The organism is Phaeobacter sp. CC-HEC084, assembly GCF_059429255.1.
The window spans coordinates 1,695,637-1,719,884 of sequence record NZ_JCAIJQ010000002.1; the positions used below are offsets into that span (position 1 = coordinate 1,695,637).

Consider the following 24,248-nt stretch of genomic DNA (forward strand, 5'->3'; position numbering starts at 1 on the left):
GTCTGCAAACCCTGCCTATAAATCCAGTCTGCAAAGGACTGATTACCCGTCTGCCCGCGTCTGGACCAGTCCGGCAGGGGTGCGCATAGGTAAACGTGGCATTGTTGCCATCCGTTTACCCGATTTCGCATTTCAGCGGGACACGAGGTGCAAGTTTACGTAAACTTTGACAGGTAAGGTCTATAAAACAGGCCATTACTGATCGTTTGTGATCGTCACCATCGAGAGTCCCGAACGCCGATGCCCAACGCCCTGGCCAATATGATGCTGCTGATCTGGCCGCTGGTCAGCCTGCTGTTGTTCCTGCGGCTGCCGCTGGAACGGGCAATCCTGTGGTGTTTCATCGGTGGCTATCTTGTGCTGCCGCCCCTGGCCGAGTTCGACCTGCCGCTGGTGCCGGACATGGACAAGTTCACGATCCCTTCGGTCGTCGCTTTTGGCCTCTGCGTCTGGCTGTTGCGCAAGCCAGTGCCGCTGTGGCCGCGCCATCCGCTGGCCCGTGCGCTGACAATCCTGTTTGTCCTATGCGTCATCCCGACGGTCATGACGAATAAAGATCCCGTTCTGTTTCAGGTGCTTGAAGGGGCCGGCCCGATCGTCTTTCTGACCGATATGCTACCTGGACTGCGCTGGCGTGATCTGGGATCAGTGATCATCAATCAGATCATAGTGCTGATGCCGTTTTTGCTGGCCCGACGCTATCTGTCCTGCGAAGCGGGACAGAAGGAACTGTTGCTGGCCCTCTGCCTGGCCGGTCTGGCCTATAGTATTCCGTCGCTGTTCGAGATCCGCTTGAGTCCCCAGCTCAACATCTGGATCTATGGATTTTTCCAGCACGATTTCGGCCAGATGATGCGGCAGGGCGGATTTCGTCCCATCGTATTCCTGCCGCATGCGCTGTGGCTGGCCTTCTTCATCTTTACCTCCATTGTTGCAGCTGTCGCACTTGCCCGGGCCGCACAGGAGCGGGAACGGACCAATTTCGCCCTCGCCGCTGTCTATCTCTTTGGGGTGCTCTACCTGTGCAAGAGCCTGGCTTCGCTTGCCTATGGGCTTTCCATCGTGCCGGTTGTGGCCCTGGCCCCGGCCCGCTGGCAAATGCGTCTGGCGATGGTAATTGCGGTGATCGCGGTGACCTATCCGATGCTGCGCAACCAGGGTCTTATTCCAACCGACGCCATTCTGGCACAGGCAGAGGCAATCAGCACCGAGCGGGCACAGTCCCTGGGTTACCGGTTCCACAACGAGGCGATGATGCTGGAGCGGGCCGCCGAAAAGCCCTGGTTCGGCTGGGGGGGCTGGGGGCGCAATCTGGTGCGCGACATGGAAACCGGCCGGATCATATCTGTGCCCGACGGGCGCTGGATCATCACTTTCGGCGCATTTGGCTGGCTCGGTTACATTGCCGAAATGGGCATGCTGACCTTGCCGATTTTTCTCCTCGCTTGGGAAATGCGCCGCCACCGGGGCCACGCGTTCTCCCCCTATGCAACACCGATCGCCCTGATCCTAGCCGCCACATTGGCCGATATGCTGTTGAATGACACACTCATCCCGATCACCTGGCTTTGTGCAGGCTCTGTGCTGGGATATGCCGAACGCCTGCGCAATCCGGACGTATTTCGTAGTAAGCGCAGCCTGTTTGACCGACAGCAAGCCATTGGAACGTCGGAACAGGCTCCGGGGCCACGCAGTGTCTTGTGACTAACGCTTTGCAAGCTTTTGCCCTTGCTGCCTCATTTTTATCGCGTTTCCGGCGTAATTGGTCACCATCCGTTCATAGCTTGGCCGCATATGGCGATCACTCTGGCCTTGGGCAATCAGGATTTCGGGTGTCATATTTCCGAGGTTTTGACTGAATTCAGCCCAGCCACGTTTTGGTTCACGATACCTCTGCACCCGCTTTCCCGGGGGCTTTTCCTATTTCGGAACAGAGGTTAACCGGGCGCGACAAGGGGTTGAAGGGATTGACAAAAGACGACCGGCCCGTTCCACTTTCACGGCGCTGCGGGTTTCGGTTCAGGGTTGATGCGTAAGACGCGTAAAAGGTGAAGACTAAGTTGGGAAACAAAGACGAGAGCCAAACACGCGCCGACGCCTACTCCGGTGACATCGCCATCGTCGGACTGTCCGTCTGCCTGCCTGGCGCCGAATCCGCTGCGGCGTTCTGGCGCAACCTGCGTGACGGCATTGAATCCATCGAGGTGCTGGACGAGGCGAGCCTGCTGGAAGCCGGTGAACGGGCCTCTGTCCTCAGCGATCCAAACTATGTGCCTGCCGCCGCGCGTCTTGAGGGCTATGACGAATTCGATGCCGATTTCTTTGGCTTCAGCCCCAAGGAAGCCGCCATTCTGGATCCCCAGCACCGAAAGTTCCTTGAGGTCGCCTGGGGCGCCATGGAGGATGCCGGCCACCCGCCCGAAAGCCTGAATGAGCCCATCGGTGTCTATGCGGGCTGCGGCATGGGCAGCTATTTCTATTTCAACATCTGCTCGAACCCGGCCCTGGTGGACGAGGTCGGCATGTTCCTGCTGCGCCACACCGGCAACGACAAGGACTTCCTGTCGACCCGCGTCAGCCATGTGTTTGATCTGAAAGGGCCATCGGTCAACATTCAGACCGCCTGCTCGACTTCTCTGGTGGCGGTGCATTACGCCTGCAAGGCGCTGCGCGAAGGGGAATGCGGCATGGCGCTGGCAGGCGGCGTCACCATCGAGCTGCCGCAGGGGCGTGGATACCTATACAAGGAAAACGAGATCCTGTCGCCCGACGGCCATTGTCATGCTTTTGACCACCGGGCGCAGGGCACCGTCTTCGGCTCTGGCGCTGGGGCGGTGGCGCTCAGACGGCTGGAGGATGCCATCGCCGAGGGCGACCATATCTGGGCCGTGATCAAGGGCTCCGCGATCAACAACGACGGCGCCGACAAGGCTGGCTATCTGGCGCCTTCGGTCGGAGGACAGGCCACTGCCGTACGCAAAGCGCTGGCGGCAGCGGATGTGACGGCCGAGACCATCGACTATGTGGAATGCCATGGCACCGGAACCTACCTAGGTGATCCAATCGAGGTCACCGCCCTCACAGAAGCCTACCGCGACAGCACCGAGGAAAGCGGCTTTTGCCGCATCGGCTCGGTCAAGACCAACATCGGCCATCTCGATACGGCCGCAGGGGTCGCGGGGCTGGCCAAGACCGCGCTGGCGCTGAAACATCAGCAGATCCCGGCCTCGCTTGGCTACGAGGCACCAAACCCGGCCATTGATTTCGACGGCTCACCGTTCAAGGTTAACGCCGCTCTCAGCGACTGGCAGTCCAATTCCGGACCGCGACGTGCCGCGGTGAACGCGCTGGGGGTTGGCGGCACCAACGCCCATGTCATTTTGGAGGAAGCGCCAGACCGCGGCGCCTCCGACGAAAGCGATTTCCCCTTCCATGTGCTCTGCATTTCGGGCCGGTCCAAGGCGGCGCTTGATGACAACAGCGCCGCGCTGGCCGCGTGGCTGCGCCAGAACCCCGAGGTGGATCTGGCCGATGTGACCTATACTCTGAAGGAAGGGCGGCGCGGCTTTGCCAAGCGTCGGGTGCTGGTGGCCGAAACCGCAAGCGAGGCCGCCGATCTGCTAGAGGCTGGTGATCCACGCAAGGTCTTTACACACGACCATCTGGGCGATGCGCCCGAGGTCGTCTTCATGTTCCCGGGCGGCGGTGCACAATACGCGGGCATGGCGCGCGACCTTTACGAAACCGAACCGGTCTTTGCCGACTGGATGGACCGGGGGATTGATCACCTCCAAGCCAGCCTCGATTATGACATCCGCGCCCTGTGGCTGCCCGAAGAGGGGCAGGCAGAGGCCGCGAATGCAGCCCTGCAAAAGCCCTCGGTGCAGCTGCCGCTGATCATGATCGTGGAATACGCGCTGGCGCAGCTCTGGATCAGCTGGGGCGTGCGTCCCGCTGCGCTGGTCGGCCATTCCATGGGCGAAAACACCGCCGCCTGTCTGGCCGGGGTGATCTCATTCGAGGATTGCATCGATCTGGTGCTCTTGCGCGGGCGGCTCTTCGACACCGTGCCTGCGGGCGGCATGCTGTCCGTCTCCCTGCCGCTGGCCGAGGTCGAGGCGCTGATTGGGGATGATCTCGATATCGCCAGCGTCAACGCGCCGCGCCTGACCGCAGTTTCCGGCCCGCAGGCGGCGCTGGACCGGCTGGCCAAGGACCTGAGCACGCGCGACATCGACCATCAGCGGATCCAGATCGATATTGCGGCCCATTCGAGGATGCTGGACGGGATTCTTAAGCAATATGGCGCCTTCCTGCACGGCCTGACGCTGTCGGCGCCGCAGATCCCGGTGATGTCCAACCGCAGCGGCGAACAGCTGACGCCAGAGCAAGCCACAGACCCCGACTATTGGGTCAGCCAGCTGCGCGGCACCGTGCAATTCGGCGCCTGTATCGACAGCTTGGCCGAGGTGCCGGGCCGCATCTATCTGGAGGTCGGCCCGGGCAAGGCGCTCAGCGCGCTGGCGCAGATGGCCCCGGCGGTCGCCCCCGGACAGGCGCTCAGCTCACTGCGCCATCCCGAACAGGATGTGATGGATGATGCTTATTTCTTTGGCGTCATAGGTCGGCTCTGGGCCTGCGGCTATGACGCCGACTGGGATCAGATCTGGGGCGAGGCAAAGCGCCATCGCCTGCCGCTGCCCACTTATGCCTTTCAGCGCAGCCGCTATTTCATCGAACCCGGCACCGCCACGCAGGTCGAAGAGGCTCCCCTGCCCGCCCGCCACGATGACATCGACAACTGGGGTTACCGTGCGGCGTGGCGCCCGCGCCTTGCCGATTGCGCGCTGGATGTGGACACCGAACTGGATCAGGATCCGCAATGCTGGCTGATCTTCGAAGACGACATCGGCCTTGCCTCTCAGGTGGCGGACAGGCTGGTGGCGGCAGGGCACGCCGTGGTGCGGCTGCGCACCGGGGATACCTATGCGCAGCTATCGCCGACCTCTTACATCTTGGCGCCCGAACAGGGCCGCGCGGGCTATGCCGCACTGCTGGCGGATCTGGCCCGGACCGAGATGCTGCCAACCCGGATTGCGCATTTCTGGCTAGCGACCGAAGGCGAGACCTTCCGCCCCGGCAGTTCATTCTTTGACCGCAATCTGGAAACCGGGTTTTATGCCCTGACCGCGCTGGCGCAGGAGCTTGGCAGCGCCGATCTACCCCAGCCGCCGCACATCACCGTCTTCACCACCGGCGCCGTGCAGTTGCGGGACGAAGCCCTGCCGGATCCGGAAAAGGCGATGATCGCCGGTCCTGCCCGGGTGATACCGCGCGAGTTGCCTGGATTCTCCTGCGCCACGGTGGACATCGAACTTCCCCGCGCAGAAACAGGTCTGCTGGCCCGGATCAAGGGCGCAGCGGCACCAGATATCTCCTCTCGACTACTTGAGGAACTTCTGGCCGAGCCTACCAGCACAGCCGCTGCCTGGCGCGGTGAAAAACGGTATGAGCTGGACTGGCGCCCGGTCGAACTGCCGCCTGCCGAGCTGCCCACCTTCAAAAAAGGCGGAACCTATCTGATCACCGGTGGCTACGGCGGCATTGGCCTCTCAATCGCCCGGCATCTGCTGGAGGAATACGCCGCAAATGTTATCCTGATTTCGCGCGAGGGCCTGCCCGAGCGCGGCGGCTGGGCGCAATATCTGCGTAGTCACAGCCCCGCAAACCGCACCGCCACGCGCATCCGCGCGGTCGAGGCGCTGGAGGAGATCGGCACGGGCGCGGTGCTGCCGCTGGCCGCCGATGTCTGCAACTCCGGCCAGATGCGCGCCGCGCTAAAGACCGCCGAGGACCGCTTTGGCCCCCTCACCGGGGTGATCCATGGCGCGGGCAATATCGATGACGGGCCATTGCTGGCGAAATCAGACGAACAGATCGCCAAGGTCCTGGCGGCCAAGGTCAGCGGGTTGCGGGTACTGGACAGCCTGTTCCCCGATGGCAGCCTTGATCTGATGGTGCTGTTCTCTTCATCCTCGACGGTGACGGGACCGGCGGGACAGGTGGATTACATCGCCGCCAACGAATACCTCAACGCCTGGGCGGCGCATCGCCGGGGCGGCAAGACCCGTGTCGTGGCGGTGGATTGGGGCGTCTGGGCCGATACCGGCATGGCTTCCGAAGCGATGGCCGCGCGGCAAGGCAGTGACGGCCCCTCGGACCCTGTGCCCTGCGCACAGGCCCTGCTGGACAGCGAAGGATTTGATGGCAGCGGCAACCGGATCTACCGCACCCGGCTCGACGCGGCCCGACACTGGCTGCTGAATGAACACCGCACCGCCGATGGTACCGCAGTGATGCCCGGCACCGGTTACATCGAACTGGCTGCAGAGGCGATGACGGCCCTTGGCATGGCCGAGGATGGCGCGCTCCCAGCCTTTGAACTGCACGACCTTTACTTCCTGCGCCCGCTTGTGGTCGCCGATGACAGCCCGGCAGATCTGCTGATCCGGCTGCTGGCCGAGGAAGACGGCTACGCGCTGTCCTTCTACACCGCCAGCGGCGAAGGCTATGCCCTGCATGCCGAGGCCAAGGTGACATTTGCCGAGGCGCAGAGCCCGGCGGCGCCTGTTGACCTCAGCGCTCTTGCCGCCCGCTGCCCGTCGCAGACCGAAACCGATGGCGCGCGGCTGAAATCCCCGCAGGAGGCCAACCTGCTTTTTGGTCCGCGCTGGCATGTGCTGCAGCGCATGGCCTTTGGGAGTGGCGAAGGGATCGCGACACTGCAACTGGCCGATGCGGCCGAATCCGACGGAACGATTCTGCACCCGGGTCTGCTGGATCTGGCAACCGGCTGGGCCATCGCGCTGGCGCCGGGCTATAGCCCTGACCACCTTTGGGTGCCCCTGTCGTACCGGGCAATCCGCATCCATGCGCCACTGACCGAGACAATCCACAGCCACATGCGCCTGTCCGCGCAAGCCGCCGACGCGGCTGGCGAAGGGACCGCCGTATTCGACGTGACGCTATGCGAGGATACAGGGCGGGTTCTGGTCGAGATCGAAGGCTTCCGCATGCAGCGGATGACGCAGGCTCTGGCTCCCGCTGCAACTGCGGCGGCTGATGTCAGCGCCGCCGGTATTGCTATGGGCAAAGGTGGCAGCGCTCAGCCCCTGTCGCCCGAGGAACGCCGCCTTCACCACAATATCGCAAACGGCATCCGCGCCGAAGAAGGGGGCGAGGCCCTGTCGCGCGCCCTTGCCGCAGCAACCTCCGGCGGCCTGTCGCAGGTCGTGGTCTCAGCCCTTGATCTGCCTGCCCTGATCGAACAGGCCAAGATGACCAGTTCCGAGGCCTCATCGGACAGCCAAAGTTTTGAGCGCCCGCAGCTCGACACTGACTACGTGGCGCCGGAAAACGCGGTTGAGGAGGTCCTGGCGGGATATTTCCAGACCCTTCTGGGGGTGGACGAGGTCGGCACCCGCGACAGCTTCTTTGATTTGGGTGGGCATTCCCTGATCGCGGTGCGGCTGTTTGCCCAGATCAAGCGGGATTTTGGCGTCGAGTTCCCCCTGTCAGTCCTCTTCGAAGCCCCAAGCGTTGCTGATCTGGCGACCAGGATTATCGCCCGAACAGGCGGCGGCGTGACCACCGAAGGCAGCGCGCAGTCCCCGGACACTACCGATGACGCAGGGCCAGAACCCTTTACCCATCTGGTCAAGCTTCACGCCGGAGATGGCACCGGGCGGCGCCCGTTCTTCCTTGTGGCCGGCATGTTTGGCAACGTGCTGAACCTGCGGCATCTGGCGCAGATGCTGGGCAGCGACCGCCCGGTCTACGGCCTTCAGGCGCGCGGGTTGATCGGGGACGTCGCGCCACACGACAACATTGCCGAGGCCGCCGCCGATTACCTGCAGGAGGTGCGGCAGATCCAGCCGCAGGGCCCCTATCTTCTGGGCGGTTTCTCGGGCGGTGGCATCACGGCCTATGAAATGGCGCAGCAGCTGAAGGCTGCCGGAGAGGAAACCGCAGCGCTGGTCCTGCTCGACACACCGCTGCCAGTGCGCCCACCGTTGAGCCGACAGGACAAGGCGCTGATCAAACTGCAGGAGTTGCGCCGCAAGGGACCGTCCTATCTGGCGGAATGGGCGCGCAACCGCGTTGCCTGGGAGATCACAAAACGCCAACGCCGCCAGGGCAGCAACGATGCAGGCGCTGCGCCTGCCTTTAACAACCGGCAGATCGAAATGGGCTTCCGCGCCGCTGTTGCCAGCTATGAATTGCAGCCCTGGGACGGCGCCATGTCGCTGTTCCGTCCGCCACTGGACCAGCACTGGCAGGTCTCGGGTGGCAATTGGGTCAGCGCCGAGCGGGAGTATGTCTTTGACGACAACGACTGGACCCGCTGGGCGCCGGAGATCGAGGTGATCGAAGTGCCCGGTGACCACGACAGCATGGTGCTGGTACCCAACGTCAGCGTTCTGGCGGCTGAGGTCAAAGCGCGGCTGGACCGGGCCGAGGCTGGCTATACTGCGCCAGCACCGGTGCATGCCGGGCAAGTGCGTAATCAGGCGGCGGAGTAGATGTCCATGGCCCCTCCCCCACAGTCCCAAAGCGACAGCGTTCTGACCATCATCCTGAACTACCGCACCCCGCAGATGACGCTGCAGGCGGCAGAGGCGGCGTTGGCGGAAATGGAAGATCTGCCCGGCGCCGTGGTGATCGTGGAAAACGGATCGGGTGATAACTCGTGGGAAGAGTTGCAGGCAGGCGCCGCCAGCCGGGGCTGGCTGGACAGCGGCAAACTGCGGCTGATCCGTTCGCCCGTCAACGGTGGCTTTGGCGCGGGCATGAACATCGGCATGGAGGCCGGTCTGCCCGACGGCAGCGCGCCGGGGTTCTATTACCTGCTGAACTCTGATGCCTTCGTGGAGGGCACAACGATTTCCCGGCTGCGGGAATTTCTCCTTTCCAGCCCCGGTGCTGGCCTTGCCGGATCCTTTGTGCATGGCACGGATGATGTGCCCCACCGCACCGCGTTCCGCTTCCCCTCGATCGCGGGAGAGTTCGAAATGGCCGCCCGCACCGGTATCGTGACCCGGCTGCTGTCCCATGCAGTGGTGGCGATGGATATGCCGCAGCAGGAAACCCAGGTCGACTGGACCGCCGGCGCCAGCCTGATGATCCGCCGCGAAGTGATCGAGGATATCGGTGGCTTTGACGAAAGTTTTTTCCTCTATTTCGAGGAAACGGATCTGTGCAAGCGCGCCGCGCAGGCCGGATGGCGCACGCATTACGTGCCGACCAGCACCGTGGCGCATCTCGGCTCGGCCTCGACCGGGATGAAGTCCTGGGACCGCACACCGACCTACTGGTTTGATTCCCGCATGCATTATTTCGTCAAGACGCACGGGGTGATCTACGCCGCCCTCGCCACCCTGGCGCGCGTCCTCGGCTGCGGCCTTTATGGGCTGCGGCGACTGATCCAGAAAAAGCCAGCCGCGGATGCGCCGCATTTCCTGCGCGACCTGCTGACCCACGCGCTGCGGTCGGCGATCCGCACCAAGACAGCAATACGTGAAACGCGCCCTCACAGTCATGTTCCGGAGGAACAGAAATGAGCCAATTTTCCTCAGTCATCATCGGCAATGAATCCCTCGCGGTGGGATGCGGCGATGCGCTGCTGGCGCGCGGGCATCAAATCTCTGCCGTCGTGTCGCAGGATGATGGTATTCGCAGCTGGGCCGAAAAACACGGAATCCCAGTGCACGCCAGCCCGGATGCGCTGACCGAAGGCTTTGACTGGCTGCTCTCCATTGCCAACCTGCGGGTCATTCCCGACCGGGTGCTGACGCTGGCGGCCAAGGGCGCGGTGAACTTTCACGACGGGCCCCTGCCACGTTACGCCGGCCTCAACGCACCGAACTGGGCGCTGATTGAAGGCGCCGACAGCTATGGCATCACCTGGCACATGATCGAAGGCGGCATCGACGAGGGCGATATCCTCGCCCAGCGCCTGTTCGATGTGGCAGCGGATGACACCGCCTTCAGCCTGAACTCCAAATGCTATGCCGCCGCGATGGACAGCTTTGGCACGGTGATAGACCAGCTGGAGGCAGGCACACTCAACCGCCAGCCACAGGACCTGAGCCAGCGCAGTTATTACGCCCGCAGCGACCGGCCCGCGGCAGGCGCGCTGATCGATTTTATCGCCCCGGCGGCGGCGATCACCCGTCTGGTGCGCGCGCTTGATTTTGGCGGCTACTGGAACCCGCTTTGCGCCGCGAAATGCGCCATTGGCGAGAATATCCTGCTGGTCGGCAGCGCAGAGGCGGTCGAGGGCGCAGGCGCGCCCGGCAGTGTGATCGAGGTCAGCAAGGACAGCCTGACCGTGGCCTGCGGCGATGGCGCGGTGCGACTCAGCGGTCTGACCGATCCTGCGGGGCGCAAACGGGCGCCTGTCGATCTGTGCAAACCAGGCGATGCGCTACCGGTCCTGAATGCGGCGGAAAAGCACGCGATCACCGAAGCCCTTGCCAAGACACAGAAAGGCGAAAGCCATTGGCGCCGCGCGCTGGCAGCGATGCGCCCGGTCGCTGTTCCCCTGGCGGAACCGACCGGTGACAGCGGCCTCGCCCGCCGTCCCATTGCAGCGCCGGATGGCCCGACAGAGGCACAGATCGCCGCCGCAGTCCTGATCTGGGCCCTGCGCAGCGCGGGGGAAGAGGTCGCCGATATTGCCCTCAGCCTTGAGACCATGACACCGCTGGCGGGGCTTGTCTCTGGCTGGGTTCCAGTGCAGGGACAGCGCGACGACACCTTCGCGGATCTGCAGGACCGCGTCGCCAAAGAGATCGAAAAAGCCCGCGCGACAGGCGGGTTTGCCGAGGATCTGATTGCCCGCGCGCCGGAACTGGCACCGCAGGCACAGCCCGGTATTGGTTTGTCCATGGGACGGGATGCAGCTCTGCCAGGCTGCGTCGCCACCGTGTCATGGGCGGATGGGGTGCTTGCGCTCCATGTGGATGGTGCCCAGCTGACACCAAAGGCCGCGGAGCTGCTCGCCGCGCGGCTGGAACTGCTGCTGGGCGCCATTTCCGCTCCGGATCATGCAGATAGCCCTCTTTCTGAACTGCCGGTCCTGCCCGAGGATGAGCGCCGAGTGTTGCTCAGCGACTGGAACCAGACAGCCGCAGACACGGGCCCGGATCAAACCATCCACGCCGCATTTGCCGCGCAGGTGTCCCGTACACCCGAGGCCACCGCTCTGGTATTCGAAGATCAGAGCCTCAGCTACGCAGACCTCAATGCCCGCGCCAATGGGGTCGCGGCCAGACTACAGGACATGGGCGTCAAACCCGGCAGCCATGTGGGGATCTACGTCTCCCGCAGTCCGGATCTGGTGGTGGCCGCCCTCGCGGTGATGAAGGCGGGTGGCGCCTATGTGCCGCTCGACCCAGCCTATCCTGCGGATCGGATTGCCCATTTCATCAAGGACAGCGGCGCCGATGTCATCGTGACACAAGACGCCCTGCAAGGCAGCCTGCCCGCCTCAAGCGCGCAACTGCTGGTACTGGATGGCGCGGATGCCCCCGCCCCGAGTGTCGCGCCTGTTGATGGCGGCGCCACCGGACAGGATCTGGCCTATGTGATCTATACCTCCGGCTCTACCGGCCTGCCTAAGGGGGTGATGGTGCGCCACGCCAATGTGGCGAATTTCTTTGCCGCCATGGATGCGCGCATTCCCCATCAGCCCGGCGATGCCTGGCTCGCGGTGACCAGCCTCTCCTTTGATATCTCGGTGCTGGAGCTGTTCTGGACCCTCGCGCGCGGCTTCAAACTGGTGCTCTCCAGCGATGAAAGCCGCCTGCAGTTATCCAACGGGCCAATTGCCATCTCGGACCGGAAGATGGACTTCAACCTCTTCTACTGGGGCAATGATGATGGCCCCGGCCCACGCAAATACAACCTGCTGCTGGAGGGCGCGAGATTTGCCGATCAGCACGGCTTTAACGCGGTCTGGACGCCCGAGCGGCACTTTCACGCCTTTGGCGGTCCCTACCCGAACCCCTCGGTCACCGGGGCAGCCGTCGCGGCGGTGACGCAGAATATCGGTGTGCGCTCGGGCTCTTGCGTGGCGCCGCTGCACCATCCCGCCCGCATCGCCGAGGAATGGGCGGTGATCGACAACCTGACGGCGGGGCGCGCCGGTATCGGTTTTGCCGCAGGCTGGCAACCGGATGATTTCATCCTGCGCCCCGAGAATACGCCTCCGGCCAACAAACCGGCGATGTACGAAGCCATCGAAACCGTGCGCAAACTCTGGCGTGGCGAAGAGGTCGCCTTCCCGCGCAAGGATGGCGGCACCCATGCGGTGCTCACTCAGCCTCGCCCTGTGTCCAGCGAACTGCCGGTCTGGGTCACTACGGCTGGCAACCCCGACACCTGGCGCGAGGCAGGCGAGATCGGCGCCAATGTCCTGACCCACCTTCTGGGGCAAAGCATTGATGAGGTCGCGGGCAAGATCCGCATTTACCACGACGCCCTGCGCGGCGCCGGGCATGATCCGGCGGAGTTCACCGTGACGCTGATGCTGCACACCTATCTGGCCGACAGCCGCGAGGATGCCCGTCAGACCGCGCGCGAGCCGATGAAGGATTACCTGCGCTCGGCCGCGGGTCTGATCAAGCAATACGCCTGGGCCTTCCCCGCCTTTAAGAAACCCAAAGGCGTCAACAATCCCTTTGAAATGGATCTTGGTATCCTGTCCGAGGAAGAACTGGATGCGATCCTCGACTTTGCCTTCGAACGCTATTTCGAGGACTCAGGACTGTTCGGCACCGTGCAGGATGGCGTCGCCCGGGTCGAGCAACTGAAGCGCATCGGCGTGGACGAGATTGCCTGCCTCATCGACTATGGAATCGCGCCTGACGTGGTGCTCGAGGGGCTTAAACCGCTGGCCGAGGTGCTGCGCCTGTCTAACGCCCCGCAAGAATTGGCCACGGACGACTTTTCGCTTGCGGCGCAGATCCTGCGCCATGACGTCAGCCATATGCAATGTACGCCCTCCATGGCGCGCATGATGGTGCAGAACGATGAGGCCCGCATGGTGCTGCCGCACCTGCAGCATCTTCTGGTCGGGGGCGAAGCGCTGCCCGGCGATCTGGCCGGTGATCTGCGCGAGGCTGGACCCGGGCAGATCCACAACATGTACGGGCCGACCGAAACTACCATCTGGTCGACCATGCAGACCCTTGATGGCGTCCCGGCAGGCGTTGCCGATATCGGCGGGCCCATCGCCAATACCCAAGTCTACGTGCTGGATGCTACCGGCGCGCCGCAGCCCATCGGTGCACCGGGGGAGTTGTTCATCGCCGGACACGGGGTGACCGCAGGTTACTGGCAACGGCCCGAGTTGACAGCGGAACGGTTTGTCCCCGATCCCTTTGGCGGCGGGTTGATGTATCGCACCGGCGATCTGGTGCGCTGGCGGGCAGACGGGCGGCTCGATTTCCTAGGCCGCACCGACCATCAGGTGAAGATCCGCGGCCAACGTATTGAACTTGGAGAGATTGAAGCCGCCCTCGCCGCCCAGCCCGGCGTCACAGGTGCGGTGGTGATGCCGCGCAAAATTGGCGCGGGCGAACAGCTGGTGGGCTATATCACCACCTCTGCTCCGGTGCAGGAGGCTGCGTTGAAACAGGCGCTTTCGGCCAGGTTGGCCGAGGTGATGGTGCCATCGCATATCGTGACGCTGGATGCGTTTCCACTAACCCCCAACAAGAAGATCGACCGCAAGGCGCTGCCGGATCCTAAACCGGCGCGGGTTGCCGCACCCACCGCAGCGACCCCGCCCAAGGGCGGCGCGCAGGGCAAGATCGCCGTGATCTGGGGGCAGATCCTTGGTCTTGACGGGATCGGCGCGCAGGACAATTTCTTTGTCCTTGGCGGTCATTCCCTGCTGGCGGTGCAGGCGCACCGGGACATCCGCACGGCGCTGGAGGTGCCAAAACTGTCGATCACCGACATCTTCCGCTTCCCGACGCTCGCCGGTTTGGCCGCCCATATCGAAGGGCTTGCAGGCGGTGCGGAATCGCCGGATGATCCCGCGGGTGCAGAACAGGCCGCCGTCGCCGAGGCGGCCAAATCGGAAACCATGTCGAAACGGCGGGCGATGCGCGCCAGCCGCAAAGCCCGGACCGGATGATAACTGACAGCCCCGCCCCCCTTGATCAGACAACCGATGCGCGGCTGGCCATGGTCCGGCCGCTCTTTGGCGCTGGCATATCGCTGGGGGCGGCCAACCCGCTGGGGGCGCTGCCCGATCCATTTCCGCAGGAGCGCGTCTGCCTGTCGCCCAGCGCCGTGGAGAAACGCCGCCGCGAATTTGCCGCTGGGCGGGCGGCAGCGCACGCAGCAATGCGGGATCTCGGCCAGATGCCCTGCCCTATCGTGATTGCCAAATCCCGCGCGCCCATCTGGCCCGCAGGGCTGACCGGATCGATCACCCACACCCGCAGCTGCGCCCTTGCTGCCGTGGCCTCGACACAGACCCGGCGCGCCATCGGCATCGACGTCGAGGAAGACACCCCGCTGAAAGACGACCTGCGCCCGGCGATCTGCTCTGCCCGCGAACAGGATTGGCTGACCTCGCAGGACAACCCCGGCCAGATGGCCAAGCTGATCTTCTCCGCTAAGGAAGCTGCATATAAGTGCCAGTATACTGTCAGTGAACAGTTTTTCGGCTTTGACGGCATGGAATTGGAGATCGAACCAGAAGAGGTGGGTGAAACGGTCCGGCGCGGGCGTTTCGTAGCCGCCTTCACCGCCGACCGCCCGCCGTTTCGCACTGGCGCCCGGATCAACGGCGCCTATGTCATCGGGGAAGGTATCATTTTCACCGCAGCAAGCCTGGAGGCGTGAGCAATGGGAAAACGATCTCTGCTTCTGGCGCTGACGACCTGCCTGCACGGGATTTGGGCCAGCCTGCCCCTGCAGGCCGCGCCGTTTCCGGTGCCGGTGCTGCCCCCACCAGAGCAGCCAATGAAGGTCTATCACCTTGGCCACTCTCTGGTTGGCCCTGTGATGCCGCACATGCTGGCGCAGCTTGCCCCCAAGGGGCACAGCTGGAATAGCCAGCTCGGGTCGGGCACGTCGCTAAAGCAGCACTGGGAGCCGGAGGAGACGATCCTTCATTTCGATCTGGTGAATCAGGCCCCCATCTGGCGCGACGCCAAAGAGGCCATCGGTTCCGGCGATTATGATGCGGTGGTGCTGACAGAAATGGTCGAGCTGCGCGACGCGGTGAAGTATTTCGGCTCTGCCAAATACATGCGCCGATGGGCCGCGCTGGCCCGTGATGCTTCGCCTGACACGCGGATCTATCTTTATGAGACCTGGCATCACCTTGATGACCCGGACGGCTGGCAGGCGCGCATCGCAAGCGATCTGGACCGGCTCTGGCTGGGCAAGGTGCTCGGATCAGACACACGTCGTAATCCCAAACGTCCGGTCTACCTGATCCCTGCCGGACAGGTCATGGCCGCTGTCGCACGGGCCATTGATGCAGGCCAGATCGACGGGCTGAGGGATATTTCGGATCTCTTTGCCAAGACACCGGAAGGTGCACAGGACACTATTCATATCAATGACTTGGGCACATACATTGTCGCCCTCGCCCACTATGCCGTGCTCTATCACCGCTCCCCTGTTGGCCTGCCGCACCAGCTGTCGCGTCCGGATGGAGAGGCAGCGACGGCGCTGTCACCGGCCGCTGCCGAGACGGTGCAGCAAATCGTCTGGCAGGTGGTGACAGGGATCCCCCGCACGGGTCTCTCTGACGCAGGCCAGAACGGATGAACCTTGAAACACTGATCACCTCGGTCCTGATGGTGGGCCATTCGCTGTTTGGCCAGGACAATCCCGCCATGCTGGAACAGCTGTTGCGCCAGTCCAGTAGTAGTGCCACCGTCGAAGCGCAGATCATCAATGGCGCGCCGCTCAGCTACAACTGGGAGCACGGCGACAGCGCCGAAGGGGTGAACGCCCGCGAGCGGCTCCAGACCCCAGTCGACGCGGTGATCCTCACCGAGGGCCTTCCGCTGGCCAATCACCTGAAATGGAGCAATACCGAAGAGACCGTCACCCGCTATTACCAGCTGGCCAAGGATGCCAATCCGGCTGCCGCGGTCTATCTGCAGGAAACCTGGCACAGCCTCAGCAGCGGAACCGGCACCGAGGTGCCGTTTGACGAAGGCGCCGATATCGCCTGGCGTGACCGGCTGGAGCAGGACCTGCCCCGCTGGCAGGCTGTGGTCGATGAAGTCAACGACAGCGTCGGTGGTGATATGCGCCTACTTCCCGCCGGGCAGGCCATGGCGCGTCTGGACGATGCCATCCGGGCCGGAACGGTGCCGGGCCTCACCGAGATTTCCGAAGTCTTTTCCGATGACATCCACCCAAATGCCACCGGGTTCTACTATATCAGCGCGCTGCAATATGCGGTTCTGACCGGACACAGCCCAATGGGCCTGCCGCACCGGCTGAAGGATCGTTGGGGCAAAGCCTATCCGGCGCCTGCGCCCGCACTGGCCCGGCGGCTGCAGGAGATCGCCTGGGCCGCGGCCCAAGGCGAGGAGGTGCGCACCGCCGCCCTGCCGCCCGACCCGCCGCCGCTGCCCTCCGAACCCGCTGCGCCACGCCTGAATGAGGAGGTTGCGGCCTCTGCCCCCGCGCCGGGAAACACCGCAAAGGCACCGCCGCGCCAGCCGATCGCCATGAACCTGATGGAGGTCGCCGACTGGAGCCCGCAGGCGCCTTTCCTTGACCACTTCAAAACCGCCCGCCCGTGGATCGGCCACCTGCCTGGGCGCTGGGGCGGTGTCGGCCATGACGATCTTGCCGCTGCAGGCTATCTGGACCCGCAAGGCTGGCCCACCGCCATGCCGCCCGAGCTTGGCTCCATCGGCACCGTCATTCTGACCGATCTGCCCGCCTCGGCGCACTCGCTTGCCGGGCGTTATGTGCTGCGCTTTGACGGCTCCGGCATTGTCGAGGTCTCTGGCCGCGCCGAAAACGTCCGCTACGGCAAGGGCGAGGTCACCTTTGACTTTACCCCCGGCCCCGGCCCGGTCGAAATCCGCATTCAGCGTACTGGGCGCGGGGCGGACTATGTCCGCAACATCACCGTGGTGCGCGCCGATCAACTGCAGGCCTATGAAGATGGCGCCCTGTTCAACCCACTCTGGCTCGACTTGCTGGATGGGTTTGACGTGCTGCGCTTTATGGACTGGATGCAGACCAACGATTCCGAACAGGTTGGCTGGGAAGACCGCCCGGAGGTTTCTGATTACACCTGGGCGCGCAAGGGCGTTCCGGCCGAGATCCTGCTGGCGCTGGCCAATACGCTGGGCGCCAATCCCTGGTTCAATATGCCTCATATGGCCGACGACAGCTATCTGCGCAATTTCGCACAGCTGGTGGATGGCGGCCTGGACGAAGATTTGCGCGCCTATGTGGAATACTCCAACGAGGTCTGGAACTGGCAATTTGCACAGGCCCAATGGGCCGACGAGCAGGCCCGCAGCCTCTGGGGCGGCAGTGACCTCTGGATGCAGTTCTACGGCGGACGCGCTGCGGAAATGTCGCGGATCTGGACCGATGTCTTTGGCGCAGACGCCGACCAACGACTGGTGCGGGTGATTTCCAGTCAGACCGGCTGGCCGGGCCTTGAGGAACAGGTGCTGAACGCACCGCTCTGGGTGGCCGGGGCGCCAGACCGCCTGCCCCCGGCGCGCTATTTCGATGCCTATGCAATCACCGGCTATTTCGGCGGCACGCTTGGCCTGCGCGACAACGCCCCCATGGTGCGCGCCTGGATCGCCGACAGCCGCGACCGGGCCCGCTCTGCCGCCGCCGATCTGGGGCTGCAGGGCGCTGAGGCTGCGGCCTATATCGAGGAGCATCAGTACGATGTGGCAACGGCGCAGGCTATGCTGGAAATCGAGGATGGCCTCCTCAGCGAGGACGGCAATGGCGCTATGGCCGGTTTTCTGGACAAGGAGCTGCCCTATCACAAATCCGTCGCCGACGAATACGGGCTGGACCTAATCATGTACGAGGGCGGCAGCCATGTGGTGGGTGTCGGCCAGATGGTCGAGGACGCAGAGCTGACCGGCTTTTTCACCCACTTCAATTACACCGAGGAAATGGCCGCGCTTTATACGAAGATGCTGACCGGCTGGGCCGAGCATGGCGGCACCCTGTTCGCGGCCTATGCCGATGTGGCTGTGCCCGGCAAATGGGGCAGCTGGGGTGCGCGGCGCACGCTCAGCGACGACAACCCGCGCTGGCGGGTGCTGGAGGCGGTGAAATGATACCGATGATATCCGTGCTGATCCCGGCCCATAACGAGGCGGCGTATATCCGCCCCTGTCTTGAAGCGCTTTATGCCTCTGATCCGCTGCCCGGCCCGGCCGAGGTTCTGGTGCTGGCCAATGGCTGCACCGATGACACCGCTGAAATTGCCCGTTCTGTCACCCTTCCCCAAGGCTGGAGCCGCAAGGTGATCGACCTCCCGCAGGGGGGCAAGCTGGCCGCGCTCAACGCTGGAGATGCACGCGCAAAGGGCGCTGTGCTGGTCTATCTTGATGCCGATGTCACGGTTACCCCGCCTCTCTTGGCGCAACTGGCAGGGGCTCTGGCGCCGGAGCGACCGCTTTATGCCAGTGGCAGCCCCCGTGTCGCCCCGGCCCGCTCTTCCCTGACCCGCGCCTATGGGCAGTTCTGGTCCAGACTGCCCTTTGTCACGGATGGCGCCCCCGGTTTCGGTCTTTTCGCCATGACTCGTACCGGGCGTGAGCGCTGGCAGGAATGGCCCGACATCATCTCGGACGACACATTCGCACGGTTGTCCTTTGCCCCTGCCGAGCGCATCCGGGTGCCCGCGTCCTATGACTGGCCGATGGTCGAAGGGTTTGCCAATCTTGTGCGGGTGCGCAGACGACAGAATGTCGGCGTCTGGGAAATCGCCAAGCGGTTTCCGCATCTGTTGGAAAACGATGACAAACGCAGCCTCGGCGCCTCAAGGCTGATGCGTCTCTTCCTGCGCGACCCGCTGGGGTTTGCCGCCTATGCGCTGGTCAGCCTGACGGTAAAAACGCCACTGTTCAGGACCAAGACACGCTGGGCCAGAGGTCGCTAGGCCTCCTGACGCCTGCGGACTGACGCCACCGCGCCGCGCTTGCGCGGCGCCAGGCCCAACCGTCGCACACGCGGCTCTGCTGTGGGCAAGATGGGCGGGAGCGCGCCGTTGGCAGCAGAAGTTTCCGCCGTCGCGCTGCTCCACTGCCTGTCACGACGGCGCATCAATCACTGCCCAGCCAACGGATTGTCGCATGCAACTGCCGGGTTTCGTGCTTAGGCAGCGCCGAAAGTTGCATGTCGATTGACGCGCCGCGCCGCCCTGCCTAGCGTGCAGAAAACCATCAGGAGGTCAGATGCTTAAGCAAGCCGCGCTGTTTTCCGGCCAGGGTCTGCTGGCGCGGGTGCTGCGCTCGGCCTCCTGGCTGATGATCGGCTATGGCGGCAGCCAGGCACTGCGGCTTGGCGCCAATCTGATCCTGGCCCGGCTGCTGTTCCCCGAGGCCTTTGGCCTGATGGCACTGGTCAGCGTGGTGACCGTTGGCCTTTCGCTGTTTTCCGATGTCGGGATCGGCCCGTCCATTGCGCAGAATGAACGCGGCGATGATCCCGACTTTCTCAACACCGCCTGGACCATTCAAGTTGTCCGCGGGTTCGGTCTCTGGGGGATGACTCTGGTGCTGGCCTGGCCTGTTTCCTGGCTCTATCAGGCCCCGGATCTGCTGCTCTACTTGCCGATTGCCGGCATTGGCCTCGCCATCGCAGGCTTCAATCCGACCCGCATTGAAACTGCGCACCGGCACTTGCTGGTCGGGCGCCTCACTGCACTGGATCTCGCGGCGCAGGCCCTTGGCATCGGCGCTATGGTGCTTTTGGCCTGGGCAACCGGATCGGTTCTGGCGCTGGTTCTGGGCGGGGTCATTCAGGCCGCGGTGAAACTTGTGCTGACCCATTTCGGCCTGCCAGGGCAGACAAACCGGTTTCGCTGGGAACCCCGCGCCGCGCAGGAACTGATCCGCTTTGGTAAGTGGATATTCCTCTCCACGGCCTTCTGGTTCCTGACCTCGCAGGGGGACCGGGCTATCTTGGGCCGCTTTGTGCCGCTGGATGTGCTGGGCGTCTATAATATCGGCTACTTTCTAGCGAGTTTCCCGATGCTGCTGGGCCATGCGGTGAACCAGAGGCTGATGATTCCGGTGTACCGCGACAAGCCCGCCGATGGCCCGCCGGAAAACCGGCGCAAACACCGCCTGCTGCGCGCAGGTCTGAGCGCCGTGATACTGTCGTTGCTGTTGATCATGGCCTGGATCGGCCCCTGGCTGACAGATCTGCTCTATGATGCGCGCTATCAGCAGGCGGGCGCGATGATCGTGCTGATCTCACTGGCGCTGGCCCCGGCCGTCATCACCATGACCTACGATCAGGCCGCATTGGCCGCCGGAGACAGCCGGGCGTTCTTTGTCTTCACCGCCAGCCGCGCCCTGCTGCAAACAGCACTTTTCTTACTCGGCACCTACTGGTTCGGGTTGCCCGGCGGTATTGCAGCGCTGGGATTGGCGATGCTGGGCGCCTATCCGGTGCTGATCTGGCTGGCCCGCCGACACGGCGCCTGGGATCCCCTGCACGATCTGGTCTGTGGCTTTCTGGTTGTTCTGGTCGGAGGCAGCGCCCTTTGGTGGCATCAAGATGCGGTGCTGACCCTGATCAAGGCGCTAGCCCCCTGATCCACCGCCTGCCCTACAGCCGCCCCTGCGGCAGGACAACTGGGACTGCACGCCCGGCTTTTGGTCGTGACGGTCCCCTCACAAGGCAAACGATCAGCTGCGCCGCCCTTTGCCTGAGCGCCGTTTTCCGCCGGGGGACTTCATTTCCGGAATGGTGACAACCGGCATTAGCCCAGTTTCCCGCTTCATCTGCGCGACCGAGCGCAGCACCGGCTTTCGTAGCTCCAGAAGGAAGGCAATCACCAAAGCGGCGAGCAGGCTGGCGGCGCCACCCAAAAGCGCCGTGCGCTTGCGTCCCCCGGTTACCGGGTAATCGGGCAAGGCAGCTGGTTCCAGCACTGTCAACCGCTCGGACTGGCGCGCGGTTTCCAGACGGAATCCGATCTCGGCCTCGTTGCGGCGAGCACGGGTCGTCTCCAGTTCGCTCTGCAGCTGTTGCAGCCTGCGGTCATAGGCAGCGAGCTGACGCTCGACCTCAGGAGAGGTTTCTAGTGACGCTTCGATTTCTGCCTTGCGCCGGGTCAGAAGATCCCGCTGCGCAGTCAGGGTAGCAAGCTGCTCTTCGAATTCTTCAAGCATGCGCTGCGCTGTTGCCGGGCGTTCATTGGACATCGCCTGATCTGCCGCCCGACGGATCTGGATCTGCTCCCGGTCAATATCCAGCAGCGCCTCGTTCAGCGTGGCGATTTCCCCTTGGCGGATTTCCAACGCCCCCGGCTGAGCAACGTCGTGCTCGGTCCGGTAGGAGGCGATCTCATCGTCCAGCGCCGCCAGTTCCTTAGCCACGGCCGTTTCCTTTGCGGTAAAGAAATTCAGCGTTTCCCGCGCCTGCTCGATACGGGTACTGACGCTGAGCTCGATCGTCCGGCGCCCAAATTCCGCTGCAACCGCCTGGGCCTGTTCAGGGCTGGGCATGCGGGCGGTGATGGTCAAAACAGCGATGGTGCCATCATCGGCAAAGCCTTCGCGCACCGCAGCCACCCCGGTAATCGAGACGTTTTCGCGCACCAGCGTAACCAGGTCCGAAGGTCTAAGATCCGGCATATCGCCATATAGATCGAACGCCTCGACAATCTCCAGTACAGAGCTGCGCGCCATCAGCCGCTGTTCGATCAGCTGCATGCGACGCGCGGTGGATCCTTCGACCGTTGATTTGGCCAGATCATCCGCGATTGTCGGCTGTGCGACCTGGATGACCTCGGAGCTTTCGTAGAAATGCTGCTGTCGGGCGGCCAGAAACAGCGACACCAGACTGCCCAGAACGGCAATCGCAAGGATCACCAACGCGCGGCGGCGCAGCATGTCCAGAAGATCCGGCAAGGAGTAGATAGGACCCATTCAACATCTCTTGGTTTGCCGCGGTCGCGCCGCTGGGCAGATTAACGTGCAAAGTGTGCTGTGCCATACACACCATGGCAAGCAGGCAAAACTTTGACCGGTTGGCGGAAGTTATGCGACAGGACCGATGTCGGCGGTCGCGCGCCCTCGGTTCAGGACCACCCCCAGCAACGGCGCGTTTCCATTGAGGATCCTCTCGCAAGCGGCCAGATGCGCCGCCGTTGTCTGCGTCCCGTCCGAGATCACCAGCACCCCGTCGACCTGCGGCAGAAAGGCCGCCGCATCATCGTACTCCAGCATCGGTGGCAGGTCGAAGACAACCGTTTCCGGGTCCAGGTCCGCCACCATGTGGTCCAGTACCGCAGCGCTACGGCTGTCATGCAGGATTTCTGCCGCGTTCAGGTCCGGCGTCGCGTTCAACCCAACCGCGAGCGTATCGAGCGGGCGCACCAACGCCTCTTCTACAGGGCGGGAGCCGGACAGGAAGGACGCCATGTCGCCCGCCGCCACCAGCCCCATCGCAGGGCCCACCCCAGGGCTGCGAAAGTTGAGATCCATCAAGATGGTCCGGCTAGACGGCACCCGCGCCAGGCTAAGCGCCAGATTGACCGCACAGAATGTGGCTCCACAGCCCCCGGTGGGCGCAGTGACCGCAACCCGGTTCCAGCCGCGGGCCTTCAGGGTTTGCAACAGCCGCGTGCGCAGCAGATCAAATGCGCGCCCGGCCGGGTCGGTCCGCACGGCTGAAGCCAGCGGCGCACCATCACGGCCCCCCCGGTCAGGATCAAAGGAGATTCTGGCCAACCGTTCCCATGGGCTTGGCAAGGTGGTGGGGAGGATTTCGGCAGGTTCGGACTGCAGGCCGGGTGGTACGTTCTCCAGCACAGCCTCATCCGGTTCCGGGCGCAACTGTTCCTGCACCTCGGGCTGAACCTGTGCGCGCCGCCGAAATTTCTTAAAACCCTGTTGCGTCATGCCTTGCTCATATTGTCATCACAGCCTTGCCACGAGGCCGCAGCTTTGCCAACTTCAGGATCATATCAACTTGCCCCTGCGAAAGAAGCCCGCAACGCGCCTTGCTCCGGCCATGGCCGCAGGGCAGCGCCCGCACCAATAATGAGATGCACGGCGCGGGTCCTCTTCGCGACTGCATTGAACCAGACAGGGATTAATATCCTGTACCTTTCAGAACCACGCCGATAGTACGCCAGATCAGACCGATGTCACAGCCAAGGCTTAGCGCGCGACAGTATTCGGAATCCGCGGCAGCGCGAAAGGCAAAGGTGCTTTCGTTGCGGGCCGACACCTGCCACAGCCCCGTCAAACCGGGTTTGAGATCAAAATAGTCGCGCGGATCACCGTAAATCGCTAGCTGCTCGGGCATCATCGGACGCGGACCCACAAGGCTCATCTCGCCTTTCACCACGTTCCACAGCTGCGGAAGCTCATCCATGGAGGTGACCCGTAGGATACGGCCAACACGGGTGATGCGGGGATCGTTCTTCAGTTTCTGCGTTGCGTCCCATTCCCGCCGCAAGGCCGGGTCCCGCGCAAGGCATTCGGCCAGACGGGCATCCGCATCCCGCACCATGGTGCGCAGCTTCAGGATTCGGAAGCGTCTGCCATTCCGGCCCAGGCGCTCCTGCGTGTAAAACGGGCTGCCGCCTTCAAGTGCAAGCGCCAGCGCGCAGAACAACACGACAGGCAGAGTGACAGGCAAGGATAATAGGGTTAGCAGCAAATCTAGGGTCCGTTTTCCAGCCCGACGATACAGCTCCGGACGCGAGGACCGGCGGTGCGGCATCTGCAGCGGTTCATAGTGTGATGGACCGATCCATTGGGCCACGTTGGCATTGGCCGCCTGTGCCGTCATTGCCTGTCGCAGAGCTTCATCCTTGAGCCGTTTCAAAACCAAGGTTCCCTGACCAGCAGTATCGACTGAAGCAAATGACAGCATCGGAACTTTATTCTTACGCAACAGGTCCGTCATCAAAATCCCCATTCCTCACCAGACCCCATGGGTCGGGCACACCGCATCCTGCGGAA

12 protein-coding genes are annotated in these 24,248 nt (G+C 63.5%); 9 read left to right on the plus strand and 3 right to left on the minus strand.

The features are described from left to right. Positions 1-240 precede the first annotated feature (240 nt). The 9 genes from AC5SSZ_RS08450 (at position 241) to AC5SSZ_RS08490 (ending at position 20,864) form a co-directional block, all read left to right on the plus strand. Positions 241-1,704 (plus strand): hypothetical protein, encoded by a 1,464-nt coding sequence (locus AC5SSZ_RS08450; RefSeq protein WP_495437847.1) that lies wholly within the window; start codon positions 241-243, stop codon positions 1,702-1,704. 356 nt (positions 1,705-2,060) lie between these two features. Then, positions 2,061-8,582 carry a type I polyketide synthase gene (locus AC5SSZ_RS08455; protein ID WP_495437848.1) on the plus strand — a complete coding sequence of 2,174 codons (6,522 nt, stop codon included), beginning with the start codon at positions 2,061-2,063 and terminating at the stop codon, positions 8,580-8,582. 6 nt (positions 8,583-8,588) lie between these two features. Beyond that, positions 8,589-9,620, plus strand: coding sequence for a glycosyltransferase family 2 protein (locus AC5SSZ_RS08460; RefSeq protein ID WP_495437849.1), 1,032 nt, complete (start codon positions 8,589-8,591; stop codon positions 9,618-9,620). Beyond that, entirely contained in the window at positions 9,617-14,206 is a 4,590-nt protein-coding gene (locus tag AC5SSZ_RS08465) for a MupA/Atu3671 family FMN-dependent luciferase-like monooxygenase (RefSeq protein ID WP_495437851.1), read from the plus strand. The genes AC5SSZ_RS08460 and AC5SSZ_RS08465 overlap by 4 nt, the downstream gene beginning before the upstream one ends. Next, the gene (locus AC5SSZ_RS08470) at positions 14,203-14,922 is read left to right on the plus strand and encodes a 4'-phosphopantetheinyl transferase family protein (RefSeq protein ID WP_495437852.1); all 720 of its coding nucleotides are present in this window, start codon (positions 14,203-14,205) and stop codon (positions 14,920-14,922) included. Before AC5SSZ_RS08465 ends, AC5SSZ_RS08470 begins: the two co-directional genes overlap by 4 nt. A gap of 3 nt (positions 14,923-14,925) precedes the next feature. Next, positions 14,926-15,858 carry a hypothetical protein gene (locus AC5SSZ_RS08475; RefSeq protein WP_495437853.1) on the plus strand — a complete coding sequence of 311 codons (933 nt, stop codon included), beginning with the start codon at positions 14,926-14,928 and terminating at the stop codon, positions 15,856-15,858. Further along, positions 15,855-18,374, plus strand: a complete 2,520-nt coding sequence (locus tag AC5SSZ_RS08480; RefSeq protein WP_495437854.1) for a hypothetical protein — start codon at positions 15,855-15,857, stop codon at positions 18,372-18,374. The genes AC5SSZ_RS08475 and AC5SSZ_RS08480 overlap by 4 nt, the downstream gene beginning before the upstream one ends. Continuing rightward, the gene (locus AC5SSZ_RS08485; protein ID WP_495437855.1) at positions 18,371-19,201 is read left to right on the plus strand and encodes a glycosyltransferase family 2 protein; all 831 of its coding nucleotides are present in this window, start codon (positions 18,371-18,373) and stop codon (positions 19,199-19,201) included. Before AC5SSZ_RS08480 ends, AC5SSZ_RS08485 begins: the two co-directional genes overlap by 4 nt. Before the next feature lie 295 nt (positions 19,202-19,496). After that, the gene (locus AC5SSZ_RS08490) at positions 19,497-20,864 is read left to right on the plus strand and encodes an oligosaccharide flippase family protein (protein ID WP_495437856.1); all 1,368 of its coding nucleotides are present in this window, start codon (positions 19,497-19,499) and stop codon (positions 20,862-20,864) included. Between the two features lie 93 nt (positions 20,865-20,957). Here AC5SSZ_RS08490 and AC5SSZ_RS08495 read toward each other — a convergent pair whose 3' ends face one another. The 3 genes from AC5SSZ_RS08495 to AC5SSZ_RS08505 form a co-directional block, all read right to left on the minus strand. After that, positions 20,958-22,202, minus strand: a complete 1,245-nt coding sequence (locus AC5SSZ_RS08495; RefSeq protein WP_495437857.1) for a GumC domain-containing protein — start codon at positions 22,200-22,202, stop codon at positions 20,958-20,960. 111 nt (positions 22,203-22,313) lie between these two features. After that, positions 22,314-23,177, minus strand: a complete 864-nt coding sequence (locus tag AC5SSZ_RS08500; protein WP_495437858.1) for a CpsD/CapB family tyrosine-protein kinase — start codon at positions 23,175-23,177, stop codon at positions 22,314-22,316. A gap of 193 nt (positions 23,178-23,370) precedes the next feature. Continuing rightward, positions 23,371-24,006 (minus strand): sugar transferase, encoded by a 636-nt coding sequence (locus AC5SSZ_RS08505; RefSeq protein ID WP_065273817.1) that lies wholly within the window; start codon positions 24,004-24,006, stop codon positions 23,371-23,373. Positions 24,007-24,248 lie beyond the last annotated feature (242 nt).

What these genes read in the sequence shown, in the direction of transcription:
- AC5SSZ_RS08450 (WP_495437847.1), top strand. Translation starts at nt 241, where the DNA reads ATGCCCAACGCCCTGGCCAATATGATGCTGCTGATCTGGCCGCTGGTC.
- AC5SSZ_RS08460 (WP_495437849.1), top strand. Translation starts at nt 8,589, where the DNA reads ATGGCCCCTCCCCCACAGTCCCAAAGCGACAGCGTTCTGACCATCATC.
- AC5SSZ_RS08465 (WP_495437851.1), top strand. Translation starts at nt 9,617, where the DNA reads ATGAGCCAATTTTCCTCAGTCATCATCGGCAATGAATCCCTCGCGGTG.
- AC5SSZ_RS08470 (WP_495437852.1), top strand. Translation starts at nt 14,203, where the DNA reads ATGATAACTGACAGCCCCGCCCCCCTTGATCAGACAACCGATGCGCGG.
- AC5SSZ_RS08475 (WP_495437853.1), top strand. Translation starts at nt 14,926, where the DNA reads ATGGGAAAACGATCTCTGCTTCTGGCGCTGACGACCTGCCTGCACGGG.
- AC5SSZ_RS08480 (WP_495437854.1), top strand. Translation starts at nt 15,855, where the DNA reads ATGAACCTTGAAACACTGATCACCTCGGTCCTGATGGTGGGCCATTCG.
- AC5SSZ_RS08485 (WP_495437855.1), top strand. Translation starts at nt 18,371, where the DNA reads ATGATACCGATGATATCCGTGCTGATCCCGGCCCATAACGAGGCGGCG.
- AC5SSZ_RS08490 (WP_495437856.1), top strand. Translation starts at nt 19,497, where the DNA reads ATGCTTAAGCAAGCCGCGCTGTTTTCCGGCCAGGGTCTGCTGGCGCGG.
- AC5SSZ_RS08495 (WP_495437857.1), bottom strand. Translation starts at nt 22,202, where the DNA reads ATGGGTCCTATCTACTCCTTGCCGGATCTTCTGGACATGCTGCGCCGC.
- AC5SSZ_RS08500 (WP_495437858.1), bottom strand. Translation starts at nt 23,177, where the DNA reads ATGACGCAACAGGGTTTTAAGAAATTTCGGCGGCGCGCACAGGTTCAG.
- AC5SSZ_RS08505 (WP_065273817.1), bottom strand. Translation starts at nt 24,006, where the DNA reads ATGCCGCACCGCCGGTCCTCGCGTCCGGAGCTGTATCGTCGGGCTGGA.